This window comes from Bartonella sp. AP72JLCBS, from assembly GCF_042195705.1.
Taxonomy (GTDB): Bacteria; Pseudomonadota; Alphaproteobacteria; order Rhizobiales; family Rhizobiaceae; genus Bartonella.
Genome location: NZ_JBHIOU010000014.1, coordinates 1 through 21504 on the forward strand (window position 1 = coordinate 1; position 21504 = coordinate 21504).

Here is a 21504-nt window from a genome sequence, read left to right on the forward strand (position 1 = left end):
GGAATGCGAGTTTCCATGTTTTATCTCCTTGAATATGCTGGAGATACAATGCCTTTTTGCTAATTATGTTCCAAAAGTGAATAGATATGCGCCAAAAAGGACAGAAAACATCGAAAACAAGACGGTGATCATTGCTTAAAATTCTTCTTATATGACTCCAGTTTAGAACTGATAATACCAGTTTATCGAGAATTTTAGTTGATGGGGGGGTAAACGGTCTATGGGGGTATGGCTCTCTTTTCCCGTTCTGTACTGCAATGTTTAAAAGATTGAATGTCGTTGTGAAGTTTAATCTTTCCCCCTTAGCTTAAAAGTAAGCTCTCTTAATGCTTTTCTTTCAAGTAATGTCCCAGATACTACTTGAGGAAAACTTTGTAAACGCTTTTCCATCATTGATTATGTTTGAAGGTAAAAAGTAAAATTCTGGAGTCTTTATTTTATTATTCATTTTTTTGTAAAAACAGCGCGTCTTCTAAAATTTTAGTTTTTTATATTGTACTTATAATTAAAAGAATGCTTCAATTATTCAAAATAAATATCAAAAGTATTCAATTCAAAAAGCTATGAGAGATAAAAGATAAGGAAGAAACATTAGTGTTCTAAGCTGTTTTTCCTTCTCTTATTGTTCTATATCAAAACAATGCTAGAAAAATTTTCTAAGTTCTTTGAGTAAAAACTCCCAAAACCAGAGAGGAAAGTTGAAAAGTTTTGAGACAATGTCCAAAAGTTTCGAGATTCTCTCTAAAGGTTGTTTTTTAGTTTCGCCCGCAGTTTTTTTATACGATGTAAGAGCACTTTGATTTGAGAGATAAATTTGGTTCGATGGACCATCTTGTATTAAGAAAGTGCATTTTGTAAAGGTCATGCGTTCCACCTTTATGACGTAGGGATTATGAACTGTAATCGGTTCATAGGTGCTACAGGTTTTCACTTTTGCATTTGCAGTTGTCATGGATTCTGTTTCAAATGTATTTGTGTAAAGGTTACTTGTGCGTTTTTCGGGTTTACTGTCGATTAAAATACATTCATCCATTATACTTTTTATGGGTGCATTTACTTTGTTTAGTATTTTATCAAACTCTTTTAGTCATTCTTTTATTAAAGGCCCGTAAATGTCTTTAATGTTTAAAAAGTCAAGAACACCAAGTTTACTGATGGCATTATAGGACCACCCTGAAAGACATGCGATTATTTCGATTGATTGCTCGTCGCCTTCTTTCCTCTGTATTGCTTTTAAGTCTTTAAATTTCGGGCGGCGTAAGGTGATTTCTGTGTATGTCTTTCCTTCCACTTTAATAGGTACAAGTAATTGGTACATGGCTAGTTCTGTTATATTCATTACTAGCTTCTCCTTGCTTTCTAAATTAGATGCAGAATGATTTATCAAATTTTTATTATAGCATGTTTGTCAATAGCTTAGGCAATAAACTTTGTGCTGGCTATGTAGAATGAAATTCTAACAAAATGGACAAGATGAATTTAGATTTTAAGGGGAGACAGAAGCGCAATTTGCTTTATGATATTAGTGGGCTATTAAGTTTATTTGCTCAACTATTTGCGTGGGGAGTTTTGAGGAAAGGGAGTTTGTGGCTTCTTTTTTCTTTGAGCGTTGTAAACCAATTCTGATAAAAGATGTTGTCGGAAGAGTGATGTTGTTGTCATGGAGAGGGATAGAGTTTGGGAGCGTTTTTGTTGATGATATCAATGAAAAAAGCTGATGAAGATAGGGCAACATGAATACAACAAAATGCGCTATTTCGGATTGGGAAATATATCTCTGAAGGAGAGGTTTGATCTTTTAGCTTCTTTTGCGTATAGTTTTAAAATTGCGGTTTGCTATGCTTTAAAATTAATTATAAAGTGAAGAACTAAGTATTTATTTATGTGTTGAGTGTGTGCGTGCGGATCATACACTGGATTTATGTCTCAACAAAATGAATTATTCTCGAATAAAGTAAAAGAATAAAGAAAATTTATTATTTTATTCCCTGTGGATAAAGTTAAAATAGCTTTATATTTATAAATATAAATTATTATTTTTCTATAAACGTAAAATTTAAATATTTTTAAATTTAAGAAATGTGACTTTCCTGATGAAACATAAATATACATTACCATTCATTATACTTATCGTATGTTTATCGACGGGAGGATTGATTTCTACCGATATTTTTTTACCGGCACTGGGCGATATGCGTCAATATTATCAAGTGACACAATCTCAAATTCAAAGTGCAGTGGCGGTTTTTTTGTTGGCATTGGCACTTGGACAGCTCATTTATGGGCCGCTGAGTGATAATTTTGGGCGTAAAAAAACACTTCTATTGGGCTTATTCTTGTGGTTATTTACGACACTTGGTGTGATTTATACGGTTCATATTCACGCTTTTCTTGTGTTACGTTTTTTGCAAGGTCTTGGTGCTTGTGCGGGACTTGTCTTAAGTCGTGCAATTATCAATGATTTGTTGGATAAAAAAGCGGCTGGAAAACTTTATTTGATTGTTTTCCCTTTTATTGGAATGTCACCAGCACTTGCACCTTTCATTGGTGGACTTTTGATACAGGCTTTTCATTGGCAGGCAACTTTTATCTTTTTAAGCTTTTTTATATTTTTGACCATTTTGCTATGTTGTTTTGTGCTAAGCGAAACTCTACCCCCTCAAAAACGGCAGCATTTTTCTCCTGTAGGATTAATGAAGGCATATTTAGGCGTTTTCAGAAATAAACAATTTATTTTTTATGCACTTATTCCGTGTTTTTCTTACGCTGCCTATTTTGCTTATATTGTGGAGTCGCCTTTTTTACTCACGACTTTGGGGTTATCGCCGATACACATTAGTTATAGCTATATTGGTGTCTCGTTTCCCTATATTTTGGGAAATCTTTTGGCGCGATGGTTTTTTGAACGCGAGTCTATGGAAAAGACTGTGGGCAGAGGGTACATTATTTTTGTGATAGGTGGTGTGCTGTTTGCTTTGCAAATGTATCTAAGCCCATGGCCCCTTGTGACAAGTTTTATGGCTATTGCTGTTCTTACTTTTGGCAATGGTTTTTTATTGCCGTTAGGAACAGCGTTGGCTATTTCATCGCATCCGAAAGCTGCGGGAGCGGCTTCTGGTGTTATGGGATCTTTGCAATTAGGAAGTGCGGCACTCAGTGCAGCGGTTATCGGAAAAATCTCTGGTCATAGCCCACGGGCTATGGCAGCTTTATTAGCTGTGTGTTGTATGATTGGTTTTATCATTTATATTCAAAAAGCGCGTCATTTTATGACTTCAGAAATAAGCTGAGTAAATGATAAAAAGAAAGCATTATGCGGAAATGCTTTTGATGTTTTACACAAATGGGGCACCTGTACATTAGATGAATTTTTTTTATTAAGTTGCTGGATTGAGTGGGTTTAAAATTTGTTACAAGCTTAGTTTGAGTTTAACAAATCGATTATTATGGGGGGAGAATATGAGCCTAGAGTTTCAACATATTTTCATTATATTGGGTGGGAAAGTTTCTGGCTCTAATGCATGTTTAAAAATAAGGGGAGGAATTGATCAATGAGCCTTCCTATTATTATTCTTTCTCCTGTAATGCCAATTTGGGATGGTGGTGTTTTTTGTTCTCCATTGACAAAGCTATGCTTATCAAAAGGATTCCCTGTCACTCTGCTGGATACGCTTTCTCTTTTTCCTAAGAGTTCTCATGTTCTCAATTATTCTGCTGTAGACACTTTATCTTTTATGGCAGAAAAACTTAAAAGCTATTTTAAAGAGCCCGCAGTTCTTGTGGGATTTTCTATGGCTGGAACATTGGTACAAATATTGGCAGTACAGCTTCCCAATGTTCAAGCTGTGCTTGCTGTGAATGCGCCTGGCTATCCAGATAAGATTTTGCAACGGCGCCTTGGAGATATTCTTGCCTCCTTAGAAAATAATGATTTATCGGGGGCTTTGGAAATACTCAATGGTTTTATGCATCCTTCTGGCGTTATGAAAAAAAGAGCCTTATTGGAGATTCCTGATGAACAAAAAAGCGTGGCAATTGAACGCATGACAAGAGGCTTTAAACTCTTATTGATGATGGATGCTAGAGATGAGTTAGTTAAGTACAAGGGGAAGTTTTTAGCTTTAGTGGGAGAAAAGTCGCAACTTGCAACGGTAAATAATCAGACACAAAGTCATAATCTGAACCATGAATATAAGATTATCTCTGGTGCTGGTACGCGTTTGTGGGAGGATAATCCTACTATGACGGATGCAGTCATTGATGAGTGGATGGAGGGACTATGAAAAAGAAAGTTCTTGTATTACCTGGTGATGGGATAGGACCAGAGGTTTGTGATGCTGCGCTGATGGTTTTAGAGCAATTCCAATTGCCGATTGAATTGACTTATGGTGATATTGGTTTTGAATGTTGGAAACGGGAAGGAGATCCTATCCCTCAAGCGACTTGGCAAAAAATTACTCAGAGTGATGCTATTTTACTTGGTGCTGTGACCAGTAAAGGAAAAGAAGCGGCTTTAAAAGAACTTGCTCCGCATTTAAAAGAGAAAAACCTTGTCTATGTTTCTCCCGCACTTCAACTTCGCCAAAAGTTAGGTTTGTTTGCGAATATACGTCCTGTAAGATACATCTTTGGTCCGAGAAAACCTTTTCATTTTTGTGTTATCAGAGAAAATAGTGAAGGCCTTTATGCTGGATTGGATTTTCGGGGTATTTCTCCTGAAACAGCCGTTTGGCTAAAACATCCAAATTTGACAAAATATGGGCTTGAGGAAGCTGCGTGGACAGTCCGTTTGCAAACACGCTTTGGTTTAGAACGGTTATTTGAATATGCTTTTTCGTATGCAAGGAAATATCGCTTTAGGCGAGTTACTTTTGCTGATAAGCCTAATGTTCTGCGAGAGAGTGGTCAGTTTGCTCAGGAAATTTTTGAGAAAATTGCGCAAAACTATCCGGAAATTGAAGCAGATATTCATAATGTTGATGCGGTTGCTTTGTGGATTGCAACCAAGCCAGAGCGGTTTGGTGTGATTGTTGCTGAAAATATGTTTGGCAATATTCTCTCTGATCTTGGCTCTGGGATAATGGGGGGATTGGGGCTTGCATCTCATGCGAATGTGGGGAGCGAGATTGCTTATTTTGAACCTGTTCATGGAAGCGTACCACGTATTGCTGGACAAAATAAAGCCAATCCTTCTGCGATGCTTTATACTACGGCTTTACTCTTAGAGCATTTAGGCTTTAAAGATGCAGCAAAACAATTATCTGAGAGTGTTGATCAGGTTATTCGTGCTGGAAAAACCGTTACCTATGATCTTGGAGGTGTAGCCTCTACCCGTCAAATGGCTGAAGCTGTTCGCAATTCTCTTGTGAATCCTGTCTTTGTTTGTCGTGCGGCGATCATTACCGTTGGTGATGAACTCCTTTCAGGACAATATTTGAATACGAATTTACAAGATTTAAGCCAAAGCTTGAACAAGAGAAATATTCAAGTCACACGTCATTTTGTTTGTGCTGATCAATTACAGCAAATTAGTGAGACTGTTGTTTCTTGTCTTGGACAAGAAGATCTTATCATTATCAGTGGGGGATTGGGACCAACATCAGATGATAAAACACGCGATGGAGTTGCCCAAGCTGTAAAGCAGCCTTTGGTACATCATGAAGATGTTTGGCAAACAATAAAAGGTCAATTACAACGATTAGGGATTACGGCGGATAAGAGTAATGCACGTCAAGCATTGTTTCCTGAGACAGCAACTGTGCTTGATAATCCTACAGGCACAGCACCAGGGTTTTATCTCTCTTGCGATGGAAGTACGCTTGTTGTTTTGCCTGGTCCACCATCACAGGCTCTTGCGCTTTTAGAGAATTATTTAGAACACAATGAGAAGAAATATTCTTCTGTATCGCGTGCGGAGTATGCATGGACTTTGATTGGAATTGATGAAAGTACTATTGCGCAGTGGGTTGATGATCATCTTGAAAATGAACCCTTTGAACGGCATTTTTTATGGAAAAGCCCCTATGTTTTGGTGCAACTGGTTGCTCAATCAGAAGCGCTCTTGGAACAACATTTCGTGGAAGCATTTGAAAATCATTTTCACCCCTATTTAGTTGGGGCAGAAGTTACTACTGCTTGTAAACAATTAGCGATGCATGCAGAGGTTCATTGGTCTGCCAATGATCCGCTGCTTTTAAAATATTTTCAGCCCATAGAAAAAGGTAAACAAGATATTCCACTGCTTGAGGTTGAAGTGAGCCTAGAGCCTTCTTTGGAGACATTAGAAAATCAAGCAGAAAGCCTTGGACATGCTACCATAACTATACGGATGAAAGGTTATGGTGAGGATTATATTACTTTTCCCTATACGCGACCACTTTTAGGTGTCGTCTTACAAGAATATGCAGCCTGGGCTGTCTTAAAAAGATATTTGAAAATGGAGAAGAAAAAATGAACCTCTATGGGGATGTAAAATATTGCCTAAATTATTGAACGTTCTATTATAGGAAGTATTTTGATCCTTTTCTTCAGTGGTTTTTGTCTATAGGGTAATTTTTCTTTTGATGTGTCATTAAATGACTTTGATTGATTCAAGATTAAGAAAAAATTTACGATATTAGGCTCGCTATATTCAATATTTATAATGATTAATTATGATTATAAATCAAGATGTTATCTTTCATGGAGCTGATGACAAGGAATCCAGAGACGTCATGTACCGCAAGCGTTGTAGATAATTGAGATTCTTCTGAAAATCAAAAAGCGATGGTGTGAAAAGACAAGAAGTCGTGTCATTTACAGGAAAGCTTTGCAAATTTTATTGAACAATATGTCCGTGAAGAGTTTTATTGTGAACATGTGCCGTTCTGTTATCTGATAATAAATTGCTGTAAAGAGCTCATAAAATTTTTCCTTTAAGTTTTTGTGTGATTGCATGATCGTTGGGTGTTCACTTCCGAGGGGCGATATTTTTCAATTTGATAACAGGAAGAACTATTTTTTCTGTAAGATGTGAAGATTTAAGGAGTGATTATTTTACGCTTTTGTTTTCTTTTTGATTGGTAATTTGTAGGAATTTTTTTTGGGGAAAATATTTAATGTGGTTAAAAACATTTTATGCGTGTGTGGGAGAAAAATAAAAATGTGGTCTTAATTGTTGATAAGAGTGTCAATATTTTTGATGAACAAATTTTAGTCGTAATTCTTAGTATCTAGATGGGAAGTTTATTGCATTTTTTAACAGTTCGTATTCTATCTGTTGTGATGCGCAGTGGTTTTTTAAGCAAAAAAGAAAGGGCTTTTATGTATCAGATTGATTACAACAGTTATCGTTCTGTCAAGAGTTTTAGTCGTCGCGTTCATTTTCTCGTTATGCATTATACGGCTATTGATTTTAAAGCCTCGATTATGGCGCTTACAGGAGAAAAGGTTAGTGCACACTATCTTGTTCCTGATCCTTCAGAGCAGACATATCGTGAGGCAGGCTTTAAGGATATGCGTATTTTTAATCTGGTTGATGAAAATGAGCGTGCATGGCATGCGGGTGTGAGTTCATGGGCTGGGCATAGTCATCTCAATGATGCATCTATCGGGATTGAAATCGTTAATTTAGCGACTTATCATGATGAGACGGGTATGTTTCCTCCTTATAATCCAATACAAATTGATGCTGTTAAGGAACTTGCCTTGAATATTCTTCAACGGTATCCCGATATTATGCCAACTGATGTGGTGGGACATAGTGATATTGCCATTGGAAGAAAAAGTGATCCAGGAGCAGCTTTTCCATGGAGAGAACTTTATAGCGCAGGTATAGGAGCATGGTATGATGATGAACTAAAAAGTCATTATCAAGAGCAATTCTCTAAGAATTTGCCACCCAAAGAAGATGTTTTGGCGAAGCTAAAATGTTATGGATATGACATTTCTGCTGCGTGTACCCAAACAGGATACAAAGATTTGATCCGAGCATTTCAACTTCATTTTCGTCAAGAAAATTATGATGGGATTCTAGATGTTGAAACAGCAGCAATTCTTTATGCATTGGTTGATAAGTATTTTCCGTGAATTCAATGCGTTTTAATTGAAAATATGGCTTATGATTACGTGTAAGCCTTTTTATTATCAGGAAAGGCTGCTTTTTGCCAATTGGCTTTATGTAAAAAGGGCATTAATCGTGTAAAAAATCCCATGTACGGTGTAAGGCGTTTTATGGAAACATAACTCTGAAAGCTCTATGATTTGCAGAGATTAAATTTTATTGTTTCTTTGTCTTATATTTTTCTTCCTTTAAGAACGCATAAAGCCAAGATGTTGTGTATATGATGACATGTTCCTTACGCAGGGTAAAAGGCTTCAAATAAAATGGATTTGTATTGTATATTTACATGCTTGTTTTAAAGAAATGTCTTTTAATGTGTATTACAACACATATTTTACAGCGACGTTCATAGAGAATATAATCTAAAATCCTCTATGAAGTGTATCCTCATTTTTATGCTTAATAAAAGTGCCTAGCATTATCGTACACTTTGTTAGATCTCAATGTTACGACAACCCTTGGAACTGAAAACGATACATAAAAGGGTTTTCTTTACTCGTTTTTATTCACACGGCTCTCTCCGCTTGTCGTGTACAAGTGAAAGGTTTTGGTTGATTGAAACATGCAAAATTATAAATTATGATTATAAATCAAAGTGATGCAGATTCAAGAAAAATAGGGGCATTTACAGATTGCTACTGATAGGGGGGCTATTCTTTAGAAGGGGAAGAGGTCAATTCATTTTTTTGAAGATATATCTCTTTTCTCTTTTATTGCTTTAGGGGATGTTTGCATCGTTTTGACAGCATGTTTCTTAATGATTAAGTTTTTTAATGAAGCAGTGTTATAAAACGTTGTGTTTTAGAGTGTTGATAGAAGACACATTCAGGCATATCAAAAACACAATGATGTCTTGTTTTTTCAATATTTTATCTGTTCAGTGTAGAATTTATTTGAGAAGATCATGACCTAAATTAACAAAGGTTAGAAGTAAATTATCAAGAAAGACCAATTTGGTCATAAAGCAAAGGGGTTATTCATGCTTTAAAGGGCAAGGAAGAGATTGTGTTTGAAGTGATGTGTAAACGCCCGTGTGAGGTGCTCTTATCAAGCATATCAGGTTAATCTTCTAAGAGTAGTTTTATGAAACTAAGGCGGTTTTTTTCGAGAGACAAGACAATACGTATCAGGAAAAGATATTCATGATATTTGATTTCAAAAATAAAAACTGGCAAACCATGTTGCCAGTTTTTAAAAGCTGTAGCTTAAATAGGATTAGAATGAACGCTGTAAACGGATCATACCTTGAAAAGCACTTTTCTTATTGAATAAATGTTTTTCATCATTATTTTTATCCGTCACAACGCGATCATCGTTCCAAGAAACATAGGTTAATTCAGGTGTAATCACAAATCCTGGAACCAGCGTGTATGTAATATTTACAGAAGTTGCAAAGGTTTTTACAGCACTATAAGAAACTTGAGCATTCAAATTTGCTTTTGGAGTAAGCTTGTAAGTGGCACCCGCCCAAGCAGCCCATTTACCACCCCAGTTTGCATAAATCGTTGTGCTTTTTCGTGATAACTCATCATTTGCATTTACTGTGTAGTAATCAAGTCCATTTTTATAGCCAGCCATTACCCATAGATTGAAACGATCGTTGACATTGAAATCTGCACGTACTTTTCCAGCCCACTTTTTGTAGTAAGCATCATATGCTGCAACTGCTGAAAAACCACCCCATTTTTGCATGAACTTTATACCCAAAACCACATTCGGGGTGTAATTTTTAATTGCTTTACTTGGAAGAGTGCCCTCAGTGATAGAAACAAGCTTATCATCTTTATCAATGTAGTATCCTGTTATTCCTGGAAGAGAATCTGCATTATTGCCTAATTCAGCGCCGATAATAGCAGAAAAGCCGGAGTCACCACTAAAGGTGTAGGAAATAAAATTGGTGCGTGTTGTGCCGGCAGGCGCTATGCTGTCATCATTGAGAACATTTCCATAATCACCAGTCCAGCTGTTGAAAATTGTGTCATCAAGACCTACGCGAAAACCACCCAGTTCAATGTAAGCCGCGGCAAGCTTTGCAGCAGCGTTGTCTCTACCATCACCCCAGTTTGAATAAATTCTTGCATATGAACGAAGTGTTCCCATTTCTGTTTCAGAAGCTGCTTGAAAAACAAGGGTGAGCCGTGATGCTGCGCCATAGGTTTTTCTTTTGTTTCTTAGTTCAGTTTCGGTTGTTGCATCGATATTATCACCGCCTATAAAATCAGTACGAACATTTCCTGATAAACGCATGCAGGTTTCTGTTCCAGGGATATAAAAATATCCTTTTCCATAGGCATCACAAACGCGAATATATTCTACAGGTTCGGGTTCGGCGATAACTGTTGAAGCAGCATGTGCTCCAGAAATTGCTAAAAAAGCTGCTGTAGAGCTTAAAAAGAGGGATTTAATATTCATATGGGATCTCCGAGGTCCGGTTAAATTTCTTCTAAAGAGTACCATTTGCCTAACGCATTAAGGACAAAGACATAAGTAAAATACGCAGCACTTGTTATCTTAGCTATAACTAATCTTTTTAGAGTTTCAAATATGAAATTACCTTTTTGTAATATATACATGTACTATTCGAGATGCTGTGGTAAAAAAGACACAATTTTTGTTTTATTAACTTTTGCTCCTTATGGGATCAATAAAGGAAAAAAATTTTCAGATATTTGGGAAAAAAATCGAAAATGTCTTGAACTTTCTGTTGATACCATTTATGCCTCTCTGTTGGAGAGGTGGCCGAGTGGTCGAAGGCGCTCCCCTGCTAAGGGAGTAGGGCTCAAAAGGCTCTCGAGAGTTCGAATCTCTTCCTCTCCGCCATCTATTGTTATAAAAGCAGTTGACTGTGTATCGGGATTCTGTTTATCCCGTTGGGATTATACCTCTCATATAAAAAGCATGTTCTAAACACAAATATACTTGTGTTGCCGATTTATGCACTTGTTTTAAAGAGATATCTTTGCAATGTGTATAAGCCCATTTTGCGACGCCACCTCGTAAATGGTATAAAACACAAAAGTTTCTGTGAGACATATAAAGCCTTATAAAGCCACATCATTTGTATACTTATGAAGATGCAAAGAGGCATATTATATATCTGCTTATATATCTGCCTTCCTGTTGTTATAGATTTTGACTATGAGAGTTCATAAAAGGCATTTTTCCTTTCTAAATCGTTTTTATTTATACGGCTTTCTCCACTTATGATGTGCAAGCAAATGATTTTGATTGTTTCAACCATAAAGCAGATTTGAAAAGAAAGAATCTTACAATATTCGCGTTTGGTATATTATCATTATAAATCAACGTGTTGCTTTATATTTGCATTGTGTATTGAAAGTTGGATGTGGCAATGCTCTCAAAAAAGTTATAGATTTCTTTTAGAAGAAAACATTGTGGGTGAAATGTTATGGTTTTCCTTTCATAGAGACTTTTGAGAGTGTTTCATCCATCTCATGACAACCAAACCACACATGAAAAAAGTAATGGTCGGTAATATTAGGTAGTAAGATGGAGAAACTTTTGCAGGAAGAAAAGAAATAATACTCAATACTGTAATTGAAAATATTCTTCCGCTAAAAGAGACAGCACCAACAACACCGGAAATATGCTGCGTTTGTTTTTGGTTAAGTTCTGAGAAAAATAAGCTTTTTGCGCCGATCGGTACAGTGCAAATAAATCCATGGATTAAAGAGAAGGCGATGACTGATGCAGCCGTTTGATGGCTATGAACTGAAAAATAGAGCGCTATGCACATCAGCGCAGAAAAGAAGGAAAAATATTTTATAGAATTCTTATATTTTTTATCAAGAACATGATACTTAGACATCAGTAAATTTGAAAAATATTGTGCTGAAAAGGCTCCAATATGGCAGCACATCAAGACGAGCATTTGCGAACCGTTGAGGTGATGAATTTTTCCCCCTAAAAGTATTATTGGTTGCCAGAAATGATAAATAATCTGAATACCAGCGCTAAAAAGGCACATGAGGAAAATAAACCATGCTCCTCCTACTGTATTTTGAAATATCCAGAGCGTTTCCTTGGCATTGTGCAAGATTGTTTTTGTTTTGGACGTTTCAATTGTCGTTTTCTTTTCTTCAGGAACAATAAGGAATATCAAAAAAATAAATCCCATCATGAGGCATGAGATGATATATCCCATAAAATATCGTCCAGAGTAATAGATCGTTCCAATTCCTACAATCCCACTGAGAATACTTCCAAAAGAGTTAACCTGGTGGTAGAGATGAGCATAATGCGAAAAGTGATCCTGTTTATCGCCTAGAGAATGGTAAATCCATCCGTCAATGGCGCTGACAATGATGCAAATGCCTGCTGCATAGAGAATTTGCGCAATAATAAGTGCTGTCATATTGGGAGCTTGAAGGCATAGAAGATAAAATACTCCTGTCATAAAGACCCCAGCCATAACGGAATATTTACGCCGATATCTGTCAGATAAAACAGCGCAGGGAAAATCAAGCAGCAGAATGGTGGTGGAAAAGACAACCTGAAGCAGAGCTAATTGCGCCAGACTCACTCCCATGGACATTAAAAAAATCGCATGGTAAACGCCGATCAGCATGCGGACAGCATTATAGGAGCCATAGGTGAGAGCAAGGGTGCGTGCTCTGTTCATTGTGTTGTTCCATAGATTGTACAATAAGAATTCTCATTGAAAAGAATATTTTTCTGTGAAAAGGTAGCGGTTTCATATCCCCATTCAGGGATTAGTGGAAAGAAGGCTTCCATAACCATCCCAAAATTTAAAAGGTCCCTTAGTCCATATGGGACTTCAAAGCGTATTAATGAGAGCAAATGATGCAATTGTAAAGTGATTATGAGAAGCAACATAAGCCTCATAAATGAGATTGTTATTTTTTGAGGGGAGTTGCTTCCGTAGTAATCATTTTGTCTAGATCTGTAAAATGACCCTAGGACGGCAAGATCATTGACATAATTAGGACTTATAGAAGTGTGTTTATTTTTTATACACCATTTACTGATCCATTCTCTTTGCTGATCAGCTGAAATAGCACAAATGATCCATAAATCGGTTTTTGGTAATTTTTTGATATCTTTTTTTATAGTCATCAACATTTGTAATCCCCCCATTCTTTCTGACTGTTTCTCCGTATCACTTTACGTCTAAAAATTTTTTTCAGAATTCATCTTTACTTTATTTATTAAAAATTTATTAAAAAGATTGTCTCGCAAGGTGCTTTTTAATCACGTCATTACGATTAAGAATTAAATTTCTGATATAAGAGGAAGGGTGCATGATACATTGTGACTAAATACATAAATCCCTCCGTATCCTGAAATGACGATTTCCTTTTGCAAAACAGTATCTTGAATGGAAGCTCGATAACCGTTACGTTGATTATGGAAATGATACCCTAAAAGAGTGCTTATGAGTGCTTGAAGATATTCTTTAGATATTACAGATAGGACAAGAAAATAGTTTAAAAAAATCAAACGTGGGATAAAAGCTTTCATCTTATGATGGGTAATGGTGAATTTTAAACTTCATCTACTGTTTTTTTGAGCTACTGTGCTGTAAGAAAGATCAAACTCCCCCAATTCATGTCTCTAATTTAGATCATTTTTAGATCATTGATCATAAAACATTATATACTGTCTTTTCAAATTATAACTTTGCTCATTGCTTGTCTTCACTGATTAAATCAACATTTCTCTAAAAATGCCGCTTGAGAAAAATGCATCCTATCAGTTTAATATTCTATGATCTTTTAATTAATTTAAAGAAGATAACATAAAATATACGATAAAAAATGAATAAATTTCAATTTTTATAAAAAAACAAACTTTTTACTGCTGCTGATAAAAAACAAAGCTATATTAAAAGTAGCCTTTATACCCTTCAATACTATTGATTTTTGGTTGTTACCGGATGAAGGTTCCTTTGTTTTGGAAAGAGCAGAGCAGAATTTAAGAGCAGAATGGGCGCGTGCGCAAAAGCTTGTCCTTGATCTCTCTTTAAGTTGGATACTAAGCCGCTTGATGGTTGAGGGTGTTCACCATGTGAACATAACGCAACTTTGTGAGGGTATTTTAGTCATACCTGATGAAGCAGAGCTTTAGGGGATATTGTCTTGTTTGAACGGGGGCGTGCTTATTGATTTCCTCGTTGTTATTGCTGCTTAATTTCAGCCATTATTTTCTGAAAAAGAAGCTTTGTAGGGAGAAGATCATACATGGAGCAGGGCGTAAAACGATGAAATGCATATAACTGATCCAGTAATGTTGACAATAATCGCTCAATATGTTCCTCTGGTTGTTCAAACAAATGGCTAGATTGGCTTTACTCTCTGAGATAAGTGCTACCCTCGATGAGATAGAATGCGGATGAGCGAATTATTCGTTAAGGGATTAGAGTAATGGGGGGAAAAAATAATCGTCAAGATTTGAGTTATTTCAAAATCGCTGTGTTCGGTATGATTATTATGATTTTGGGGATGGGAATTGGGCGATTTTTCTATACGCCGGTATTTCCAGTTATGTTGGATGAAGGATTGTTTACCTTTAAGCAACTTTCTTATATAGCTAGTGCTAATTATGGCGGTTATTTAGTTGGGAGTATGTTTTTTTCGTTTTGCAGAGTTGGGAATATATCCCGTGCTCCCTACATGCTATTTGGTGCAGCTATAGTGACGAGTGCACTTATTTTTGCCATGGCGTTAACAACAAACTTTTACTTGGTCTTCTTTATCCGCTTTGCTGCCGGTATCGCGAGTGCAGCAATGATGATTTTTGGTTCTATGACGGTTATGCAGCATAGTCACAAGGTGTGGGTTATTGCTTCGCTCTATGCAGGTGTGGGAGTTGGTATTCTGCTGGGTAATGAGTATGTTATTATTGGTTTGAGTAAATCGCTGAACGCGAAAAATATTTGGTTTGGAGCTGGTTTTATATCTGTTGTATTGTTGCTCTTGTTGTTTATTTTATTTCCACGTCGTGTTGATGCGTCTCAATTTGCTATTAATGAGTCATTGGCACACGAAAATATCGTTTGGTGGGAACTCGCTCTGATTTATGGGCTTGCTGGGTTTGGTTATATTATTGTCGCGACATATCTTCCTCTGATGGCGAAAACATTTAATTTCCCACTACTTGCTAACCACTTATGGTCGTTTGTCGGAATAGCCATTGTTCCTAGTTGTTTCATTTGGTTATGGGGAGCCCATCGGTGGGGGGTATTACGTTGTCTGATGCTCAATTTGCTTATCCAAGGAGGATGCGTATTACTGACATTATTCAGCCAGTCTCTTGTACTGATCGTTCTCAGTTGTATAGGGTTTGGATTTACTTTTATGGGGACGACTTCTTTAGTTATGCCGTTAGCTAAGCGTTTATATGCGCCGTATGGTATAAATCTGCTAGGCTTGGCTACCTTAACTTACGGTTTTGGCCAAATATTAGGACCTCTCTTGACGAGTTTTTTACAGTCTGGTTCATATGCCATTGCGCTTTCCGTTATCTGTGGTGCTGTAGCGCTTTTTGCCGCTGCTGGAATCTGTCAATATTGTCTTTGTAAAAAGGTCGTTGACGTTTCATAAATCCGCAATCTTCACTAAAAAGTCGAGAGAATTTATTCCATTCTTTTTGAAACATTTTGTGAAAGTCAAATTATTCTAATAGGAGAGATTACAGAATGCTTCACTCTACAGTCGCTATTTTGGGCGTTGGTCCTCGTGGGATCAGTATTCTCGAACGCTTGCTCACACTTTATTCCCATTATCCATTTTCTGGGAACATTGATATTTTATTGATTGATCCCAATGAGATGGGAACCGGTACCCATAGTGTGCATCAGCCAGATCATTTATTGGTTAACACTGTCGCTTGCCAGATTACTTTATTTGGTGATGATACAGTTAAGGGTGTCGGGCCTATTCGTAAAGGGCCGAATTTCTATCAATGGGCTATTCAACAAGGTTATCGTAATATTAACGGTGTTTTTTCTCGTACAGAGCATAATGTTGGGAGAGAAATCAAAGAAAATGATTATTTATCACGTCGTTTGTTAGGGGAATACCTGTCTTGGGCTTACCAAGAGCTCACGCAAGATTTACCTTCTGGTATTCGTATTAAGGAGATCCGACAAAAGGTTATCAATCTCCATATCCACCAAGATAATAAAACGGATGTTCTTTTGGAAGATGGCTGTCGTTATAGTGTAGATTTTGTTTCCATGACCACGGGTCACGGTAAGAATATATATTCATCGCATGATGAAAGCCTGTAACAGTTTGTGGCTGTTCACCAAATGAAAAACGCGCTTTTGAACTATTATTCGAATCCTTATCCAATTGAAAAGTTGGACTCTATACAAGCTCAGTCTCGTGTGCTGCTGCAGGGAATTGGATTAACTAGCTATGATGTCTTGTCGTAATTGACTTACGGTCGCGGTGGGACTTTTACTGAAAATGCTGGACAATTGCGCTACATGCCAAGCGGCAAAGAACCTGCGACAGCTCTATTCTCCCGTCAAACATTGCCTTTTAGTAGTCGCGGGATTAATCAAAAGGGTGGTAGTGGGCAATACATACCATCATTCCTTACTCTCGATGCAATACATCATCTACGTAAGCAATCCAGCATTGCTAACGGTTCTCCGAAGCTGGATTTCGAAACGCAGCTTTTACCTCTGTTGCTTAAAGAAATGTGTTATGTCTATCGAAGTACGCAGCTGGGGCACTGGCTAGACCCTGAAACCTATGTTGTTACTTCCAAAGACGAGCAGTGTATTCAAGCGTTGCTGTATCCTTATCGAAATAAAATATTTGCTTCTTTGAAGGATTATACAAGATTCTTCATGGAGCATTTGAAGGACGATCTTCATTCTTCCGCTGCAGGTAATGTTGATGGCCCAGTGAAAGCTGCTACAGATGTGCTACGAGATGTCCGTGATATCTTACGTTCAGCAATTGATTTTTGCGGGTTAACGTCTTCATCTCACAAGTATTTTATTGAATATTTTAATCCAAACTTTAACCGTATTTCTGTCGGCCCACCGATGCAGCGAAACCAAGAGTTGAAGGCTCTGATGGAGGCTGGTATCGTGACTTTGGCTGGCGGACCTTCACCTAAACTTGTTCTCAATGCTAGTACCAGCCGTTTCGAAATTCAGTCTGTTTTTCAAGATGAAAACAGTTCAGTTGATGGAGATGTGCTGATCAAGGCCAAGATTGATCGTTTTTCTCCGTTGCGTGATGAGTCCTCTTTTATCCAGAATTTGGCTGGTCAGGGCATCATTCGACCATTTATCAACCAAGGATATCATCCTGGTGGTATTGATATTGACCGTCGGCAGCATCCTATAGACACTAAAGGGCAAATACAAAATACATTATGGGTGGTCGGTAATCCAGTAGAGGGGCCCAATTTTTATACATATATTTTGCCTAGGCCTTTAGTTAATTCTCGTGCACTGCGGGATGCAGGGCGCTGTGTCACTGACATGTACGAGCAGCTTCTTAATCGCTACTCAGTCAAAGATTCAACAATTAATGTACATTGATGATGTAAAAAGCTTCCTGATACGCATGTCCTCCGTATCCGTTATAATGGCGATGCTGATGCTATTCATTTTTCTTATGTCTATCTCAATAAGAACTTGGTTTCTTATTCCATTGGCTGGAGTGACTGTTTTCGGTTATTTGCTTTTGACGATACCATACTGGTGGTTGAAGGGTAATGCACGCAGTGGTGTGTTCATCCTGTTGGCTTGTGCTTTAGTGCTGATATGGCGTTGGCACTTGCCTGATGTTCGTACTGTGCTTGTGCGTTTTACTGATGTCTTTTGGCTATTACTCGCCATGGGATTGTTGCGCCATGTGATGAATACATGGCGTATTTCAGAATTTCTCTCTGAACGGTTGATGCGCTATGGAAAGGGTTCGCTTACCCTGTCCATCGCGATACTGACTGCGTTTTTAGCTTGGCCGATGAGTTTGGGGGTTATCCCCCTAATGATTGATGCCTTGAAAAAAAGTGTTTTTCCCTCTCGCCATTTGGCCGCTATTGTGATGCGAATGATGAGCATCACGATGGTACTGATGCCGACCAGCATCGGTGCAGCAACAGTTTTCGCTGCTATGCCTAGAACACCAATATTCACATCCGCTGCTTTGGGGATACCACTTTTTCTATTCAGTCTGTTGTTGTTGTGCCTTTCTCCTGTTATACCGCTAGCTAACCCGATTATTTGCGATGAGAGAAGAGCGAATAAAGAAGGAGAGAGAGTAAGAATTTGGATTTTTTTGATATTTTTCTGGCTAATATTTATCGTTGCGTTGACAGTTATTAGGTTGAATGCACTAGAAAGCATTGCATTGACGGCGAGCATTCTATACCTCATTGAGCGTGGGAGTTCACGCAGTATTGATTTTTTGACTCCTTTGGTGGCAGTGATACGCAGTATATCCAGTGAAATTATGTTGTTGCTAGGTTGTAGTCTGCTAATATCTACTTGTGATTTGCTTATTCCTTTGTTGCCGGTGACGTTTAGTCACTCATTGGCATCACTCTCTGTTTGGCAGCGTTATGCCTGTATTCTCTTTGTATTGCCAATTTTCAGTGTAGTAGGAATTCACCCTATGGTGCTATTTAGTTTGGCATTTCCCTTACTAGGGTCATCGATGGCTTATGGGGTTACGGATTATTTGGTTTGGATTTGCTTCTTTATTGCAGCTCAACTCCTTTCTCCTGTATCAATAAATGCTATTTTTGCTTCCAGTAGCCTGCATATTTCACCGGTGGATACGAGCTTTAAAATGCATAGTTATTATGTATTAATATTTAATCTTTTTGCGTTCATTTATTTGAGCTTTTTTATTCAATATTTGTAAATTGTGGAGATCTTATGCCTTACATAAATATTAAAATTACTAATGAAGGGGTTACCTCTGAACAGAAACGGCAACTAATAGAAGGGGCAACTCAATTATTAGTTAATATTCTGAATAAAAATCCGAAAACGACTGTTGTCGTGATTGATGAAGTGGAGACAGACAATTGGGGTATTGGTGGTGTCCCCATTACAGAATTAAGAAAAGCTCAAAATAAAGAATAACTCTGTGTATTTGACAATAATTTAAGGTCAATAGGGTTAATCAATGTAAAAAATCCCGTCCTTTAGCAACATTTGATCAGAGCGCTATTGGGGCGGTTGTTACAGCCCCTGATGCTGATGCACAAACTTATCCCCTTAATGAGCCTGTGTTGGTCTTTACGCATGAGACAGAGAAAATCCAAAAGCTTGGGGCAAGAGGCACGGCTCTTGATGTGATTAAAGCCGTGTGCGCGCAGGGGATTGAGGCACAAATTATCCTTGTGCGTGTGGAAGAAAAGTCAACCATTGCTGAGACACAAACCGAAATGGTGGGATCCAATACTCACTTGACCGGTGTGCATGCCTTAGCGCATGCGCGGGGGCATTTGGGGGTAGAACCTGGAATTCTCTTAGCACCGGCTTATAGTGCAGGGCGGATTGACAATGGCAAAAACCCTGTGGCAGACGCTTTGGAACAGGTTGCAGAAAAGCTACAAGCGATTGCGGTTTTTGATACGGGGGGTAAAAATGCGGAAGAAAGCCTTGCCTATCGTGCAGATTTTTCCTCACGCTTTTGTTATTTGATTGATCCCTTTGTACGGGTGGCAAATCGTGAGGGGGGTGTTAGTGTTAAACCCGCAAGTCCTTTTGCTGCCGCCATGTTTATCAAACGGGACAAGCAAAGGGGCGGTGTTTTTTGGTCTCCTTCCAACCAAGATGTGCATGGCATTTTAGGGACAGCACGCCCCATTAGCTATTTTGATGGCGAAATTGATCATGAGGCAAATCGCCTTAACCAAGCCGATATTGCAACCTTTATTCCAGCACGACTTAGTCAAAATGGGCATGGGCAAATTGCCGCCAATGGGCGCATTTTATGGGGCAACCATACCACCTCTAGTGATCCACTTTGGCGTTTTGTCAATGTGGTGCGCACCCGTGCAGCCTTGGAAAAAACGATCATTAACAATTTCCGCCCTTGGGCGAATGATGAAAACCTTACTGGTCAACATGTCATTGCCATTACCCGCAGCCTTACACAGTTTCTTGATGATATGATTGCACGCGGTGCACTGCTTGGTGGGCGGGTTTGGTTTGATCGTGATTTAAATTCCAACAGCAATTTACAACTGGGGAAATTGCGGGTGGAATTTGATGCAGAAGAAGTGCCGCCTTTAGAAGATTTAAGCTTTGGCAGCCGGCGCAATAGCGCTTATTTTGACCGTTTGGCGCAAGATATCCAAAAGAAAATGACTTATCAATTTGGCGATACGCTTGAAACTTATCGCAAAGCAGCAAGGAGTTAAAGCATGACTTTACGCATTGTACGCGGTTTTACCTTGATTGTTGATGATGATGTGAATCTTCACCTTGATCTTGAAACATTGAAACTGCCCACGTTGGAAGAAATCACCGAAACCTATCAACCGGGCGGCTCTGATATGCAAATTGATGTGAGCGGTCTTGGTGTGAAAGCTTTGAGTTTACAAATGAAAATCCGCAGCCATACCCCCGAAATTATCGGCATCTTTGGTGGTCCTCCTGGTCTTCGTCATAAATTCACTGGCAAAAAACATGTGATTTCTGAAGAAGATGGGCGTGAGCATGAACATTCCATTGATGTGACAGGGCGCTTGGTCAAAGTGGATAGTGAAGGCTTAACAGCTGGAAAAGCGACAGGCTATGATTGCGAAATCAAAAATGTTTGGGACTATACGGAATTTTGGGATGGCTCTGTTTTGCACCGCTTTTCTTTTAAACGGGGCGGGTGGCTTGTCCGCAATGGGCAAGAGATCGGTTCTCGCCGCCGCGCTATTCTCAACTTATAGGAATTGATCATGACAAGTTTACAAACCAGCATTGACGTGGAATTAGCTGTTCCGCTTCCTTATCAAGATAAAAGTGGCAAAGAATCTCTATGCAAGAAACTGACCTTTTATCGCCCCACTTTTAAGCATGCCAAGCAATTAGCGGTGCTCATTGGACCACAATTGACAGAGCTGCTGCTTCCTGAGTTTGGAGAGCAAAAAACAACTTTGAGCAATGATGTGCTTATCACGAAGCTTTCTCAAGTTTTGTTCACAAGTGAGGCAACAGAAGGCATCACAGCACTTTTGGCTGATATGTCACGTGAATCTATTGAATTGATTGATCGAGTTGATGTGATGGATATTGTCGCAATATTGAAGGCTTTTTTTGCTTTTTTTACGCAACGCCAATCCTCTCTGCCAGACAATTTGGGGCAGAACTAGCCCTTTATTATCACTGGGCGCCTTCAGAGATTAACCAGATGGATTGGCTGGATGTGATTGCCTATCGAGAA

The 21504-nt window shown here is 38.3% G+C and carries 16 protein-coding genes, 1 tRNA gene and 1 pseudogene; 14 read left to right on the forward strand and 4 right to left on the reverse strand.

The features are described from left to right. Positions 1 to 1087 precede the first annotated feature (1087 nt). A complete protein-coding gene (locus ACFILO_RS07655; protein ID WP_375632598.1) occupies positions 1088 to 1339 on the reverse strand; it encodes a phage tail assembly protein in 252 nt (83 codons plus the stop codon). Positions 1340 to 2093: 754 nt separating this feature from the next. Here ACFILO_RS07655 and ACFILO_RS07660 point away from each other — a divergent pair. The 4 genes from ACFILO_RS07660 (at position 2094) to ACFILO_RS07675 (ending at position 8067) form a co-directional block, all read left to right on the forward strand. Beyond that, complete coding sequence (locus ACFILO_RS07660) at positions 2094 to 3290, forward strand: multidrug effflux MFS transporter (RefSeq protein WP_375627883.1); 1197 nt, start codon at positions 2094 to 2096, stop codon at positions 3288 to 3290. 261 nt (positions 3291 to 3551) lie between these two features. Further along, a complete protein-coding gene (locus tag ACFILO_RS07665; protein ID WP_375632600.1) occupies positions 3552 to 4283 on the forward strand; it encodes an alpha/beta fold hydrolase in 732 nt (243 codons plus the stop codon). Beyond that, positions 4280 to 6454 (forward strand): isocitrate/isopropylmalate family dehydrogenase, encoded by a 2175-nt coding sequence (locus ACFILO_RS07670; protein ID WP_375653994.1) that lies wholly within the window; start codon positions 4280 to 4282, stop codon positions 6452 to 6454. Before ACFILO_RS07665 ends, ACFILO_RS07670 begins: the two co-directional genes overlap by 4 nt. 848 nt (positions 6455 to 7302) lie before the next feature. Beyond that, positions 7303 to 8067: an N-acetylmuramoyl-L-alanine amidase gene (locus ACFILO_RS07675; protein ID WP_375632609.1), complete on the forward strand. Its 765-nt coding sequence runs from the start codon at positions 7303 to 7305 to the stop codon at positions 8065 to 8067. Positions 8068 to 9316: 1249 nt separating this feature from the next. Here the strand turns inward: ACFILO_RS07675 and ACFILO_RS07680 are convergent. After that, complete coding sequence (locus tag ACFILO_RS07680; RefSeq protein WP_375612473.1) at positions 9317 to 10513, reverse strand: porin; 1197 nt, start codon at positions 10511 to 10513, stop codon at positions 9317 to 9319. A 317-nt stretch (positions 10514 to 10830) separates the two neighbouring features. Between ACFILO_RS07680 and ACFILO_RS07685 the strand changes: the two genes are divergently transcribed. Continuing rightward, positions 10831 to 10921: transfer RNA gene (locus ACFILO_RS07685), tRNA-Ser, on the forward strand. 601 nt (positions 10922 to 11522) lie between these two features. Here ACFILO_RS07685 and ACFILO_RS07690 read toward each other — a convergent pair. Together ACFILO_RS07690 and ACFILO_RS07695 are read right to left on the reverse strand one after the other, a co-directional pair. Continuing rightward, a complete protein-coding gene (locus tag ACFILO_RS07690) occupies positions 11523 to 12743 on the reverse strand; it encodes an MFS transporter (protein ID WP_375632603.1) in 1221 nt (406 codons plus the stop codon). Continuing rightward, the gene (locus ACFILO_RS07695) at positions 12740 to 13204 is read right to left on the reverse strand and encodes a hypothetical protein (RefSeq protein WP_375672146.1); all 465 of its coding nucleotides are present in this window, start codon (positions 13202 to 13204) and stop codon (positions 12740 to 12742) included. The genes ACFILO_RS07690 and ACFILO_RS07695 overlap by 4 nt, the downstream gene beginning before the upstream one ends. 795 nt (positions 13205 to 13999) lie before the next feature. On the opposite strand from ACFILO_RS07695, the pseudogene ACFILO_RS07700 reads away from it, so the two are divergent. The 9 genes and pseudogenes from ACFILO_RS07700 to ACFILO_RS07740 all read left to right on the forward strand — a co-directional run. Next, a pseudogene (locus ACFILO_RS07700) lies at positions 14000 to 14247 on the forward strand (baseplate assembly protein); the annotation flags it as partial. Between the two features lie 258 nt (positions 14248 to 14505). Next, positions 14506 to 15684, forward strand: a complete 1179-nt coding sequence (locus ACFILO_RS07705; RefSeq protein WP_375678084.1) for a YbfB/YjiJ family MFS transporter — start codon at positions 14506 to 14508, stop codon at positions 15682 to 15684. Positions 15685 to 15779: 95 nt separating this feature from the next. After that, positions 15780 to 16373 (forward strand): FAD/NAD(P)-binding protein, encoded by a 594-nt coding sequence (locus ACFILO_RS07710; protein WP_375678085.1) that lies wholly within the window; start codon positions 15780 to 15782, stop codon positions 16371 to 16373. Between the two features lie 147 nt (positions 16374 to 16520). After that, positions 16521 to 17648, forward strand: coding sequence for a hypothetical protein (locus ACFILO_RS07715; protein WP_375678086.1), 1128 nt, complete (start codon positions 16521 to 16523; stop codon positions 17646 to 17648). After that, entirely contained in the window at positions 17638 to 18978 is a 1341-nt protein-coding gene (locus ACFILO_RS07720; RefSeq protein ID WP_375672148.1) for a hypothetical protein, read from the forward strand. The genes ACFILO_RS07715 and ACFILO_RS07720 overlap by 11 nt, the downstream gene beginning before the upstream one ends. Positions 18979 to 18992: 14 nt before the next feature. Continuing rightward, positions 18993 to 19202 (forward strand): 2-hydroxymuconate tautomerase family protein, encoded by a 210-nt coding sequence (locus tag ACFILO_RS07725; RefSeq protein WP_375607418.1) that lies wholly within the window; start codon positions 18993 to 18995, stop codon positions 19200 to 19202. 86 nt (positions 19203 to 19288) lie between these two features. Then, positions 19289 to 20488 carry a phage tail sheath family protein gene (locus ACFILO_RS07730; RefSeq protein ID WP_375678097.1) on the forward strand — a complete coding sequence of 400 codons (1200 nt, stop codon included), beginning with the start codon at positions 19289 to 19291 and terminating at the stop codon, positions 20486 to 20488. A gap of 3 nt (positions 20489 to 20491) precedes the next feature. Then, a complete protein-coding gene (locus tag ACFILO_RS07735) occupies positions 20492 to 21010 on the forward strand; it encodes a phage major tail tube protein (protein WP_375678087.1) in 519 nt (172 codons plus the stop codon). A 9-nt stretch (positions 21011 to 21019) separates the two neighbouring features. After that, positions 21020 to 21433 (forward strand): hypothetical protein, encoded by a 414-nt coding sequence (locus ACFILO_RS07740; protein WP_375678088.1) that lies wholly within the window; start codon positions 21020 to 21022, stop codon positions 21431 to 21433. Positions 21434 to 21504 lie beyond the last annotated feature (71 nt).

Excerpts from the sequence above, each read along its gene's own strand:
- ACFILO_RS07660 (WP_375627883.1), top strand. The coding sequence starts at position 2,094 with ATGAAACATAAATATACATTACCATTCATTATACTTATCGTATGTTTA.
- ACFILO_RS07680 (WP_375612473.1), bottom strand. The coding sequence starts at position 10,513 with ATGAATATTAAATCCCTCTTTTTAAGCTCTACAGCAGCTTTTTTAGCA.
- ACFILO_RS07740 (WP_375678088.1), top strand. The coding sequence starts at position 21,020 with ATGACAAGTTTACAAACCAGCATTGACGTGGAATTAGCTGTTCCGCTT.
- ACFILO_RS07665 (WP_375632600.1), top strand. The coding sequence starts at position 3,552 with ATGAGCCTTCCTATTATTATTCTTTCTCCTGTAATGCCAATTTGGGAT.
- ACFILO_RS07735 (WP_375678087.1), top strand. The coding sequence starts at position 20,492 with ATGACTTTACGCATTGTACGCGGTTTTACCTTGATTGTTGATGATGAT.
- ACFILO_RS07710 (WP_375678085.1), top strand. The coding sequence starts at position 15,780 with ATGCTTCACTCTACAGTCGCTATTTTGGGCGTTGGTCCTCGTGGGATC.
- ACFILO_RS07675 (WP_375632609.1), top strand. The coding sequence starts at position 7,303 with ATGTATCAGATTGATTACAACAGTTATCGTTCTGTCAAGAGTTTTAGT.
- ACFILO_RS07725 (WP_375607418.1), top strand. The coding sequence starts at position 18,993 with ATGCCTTACATAAATATTAAAATTACTAATGAAGGGGTTACCTCTGAA.
- ACFILO_RS07690 (WP_375632603.1), bottom strand. The coding sequence starts at position 12,743 with ATGAACAGAGCACGCACCCTTGCTCTCACCTATGGCTCCTATAATGCT.
- ACFILO_RS07705 (WP_375678084.1), top strand. The coding sequence starts at position 14,506 with ATGGGGGGAAAAAATAATCGTCAAGATTTGAGTTATTTCAAAATCGCT.
- ACFILO_RS07695 (WP_375672146.1), bottom strand. The coding sequence starts at position 13,204 with ATGTTGATGACTATAAAAAAAGATATCAAAAAATTACCAAAAACCGAT.
- ACFILO_RS07655 (WP_375632598.1), bottom strand. The coding sequence starts at position 1,339 with ATGAATATAACAGAACTAGCCATGTACCAATTACTTGTACCTATTAAA.
- ACFILO_RS07720 (WP_375672148.1), top strand. The coding sequence starts at position 17,638 with ATGTACATTGATGATGTAAAAAGCTTCCTGATACGCATGTCCTCCGTA.
- ACFILO_RS07670 (WP_375653994.1), top strand. The coding sequence starts at position 4,280 with ATGAAAAAGAAAGTTCTTGTATTACCTGGTGATGGGATAGGACCAGAG.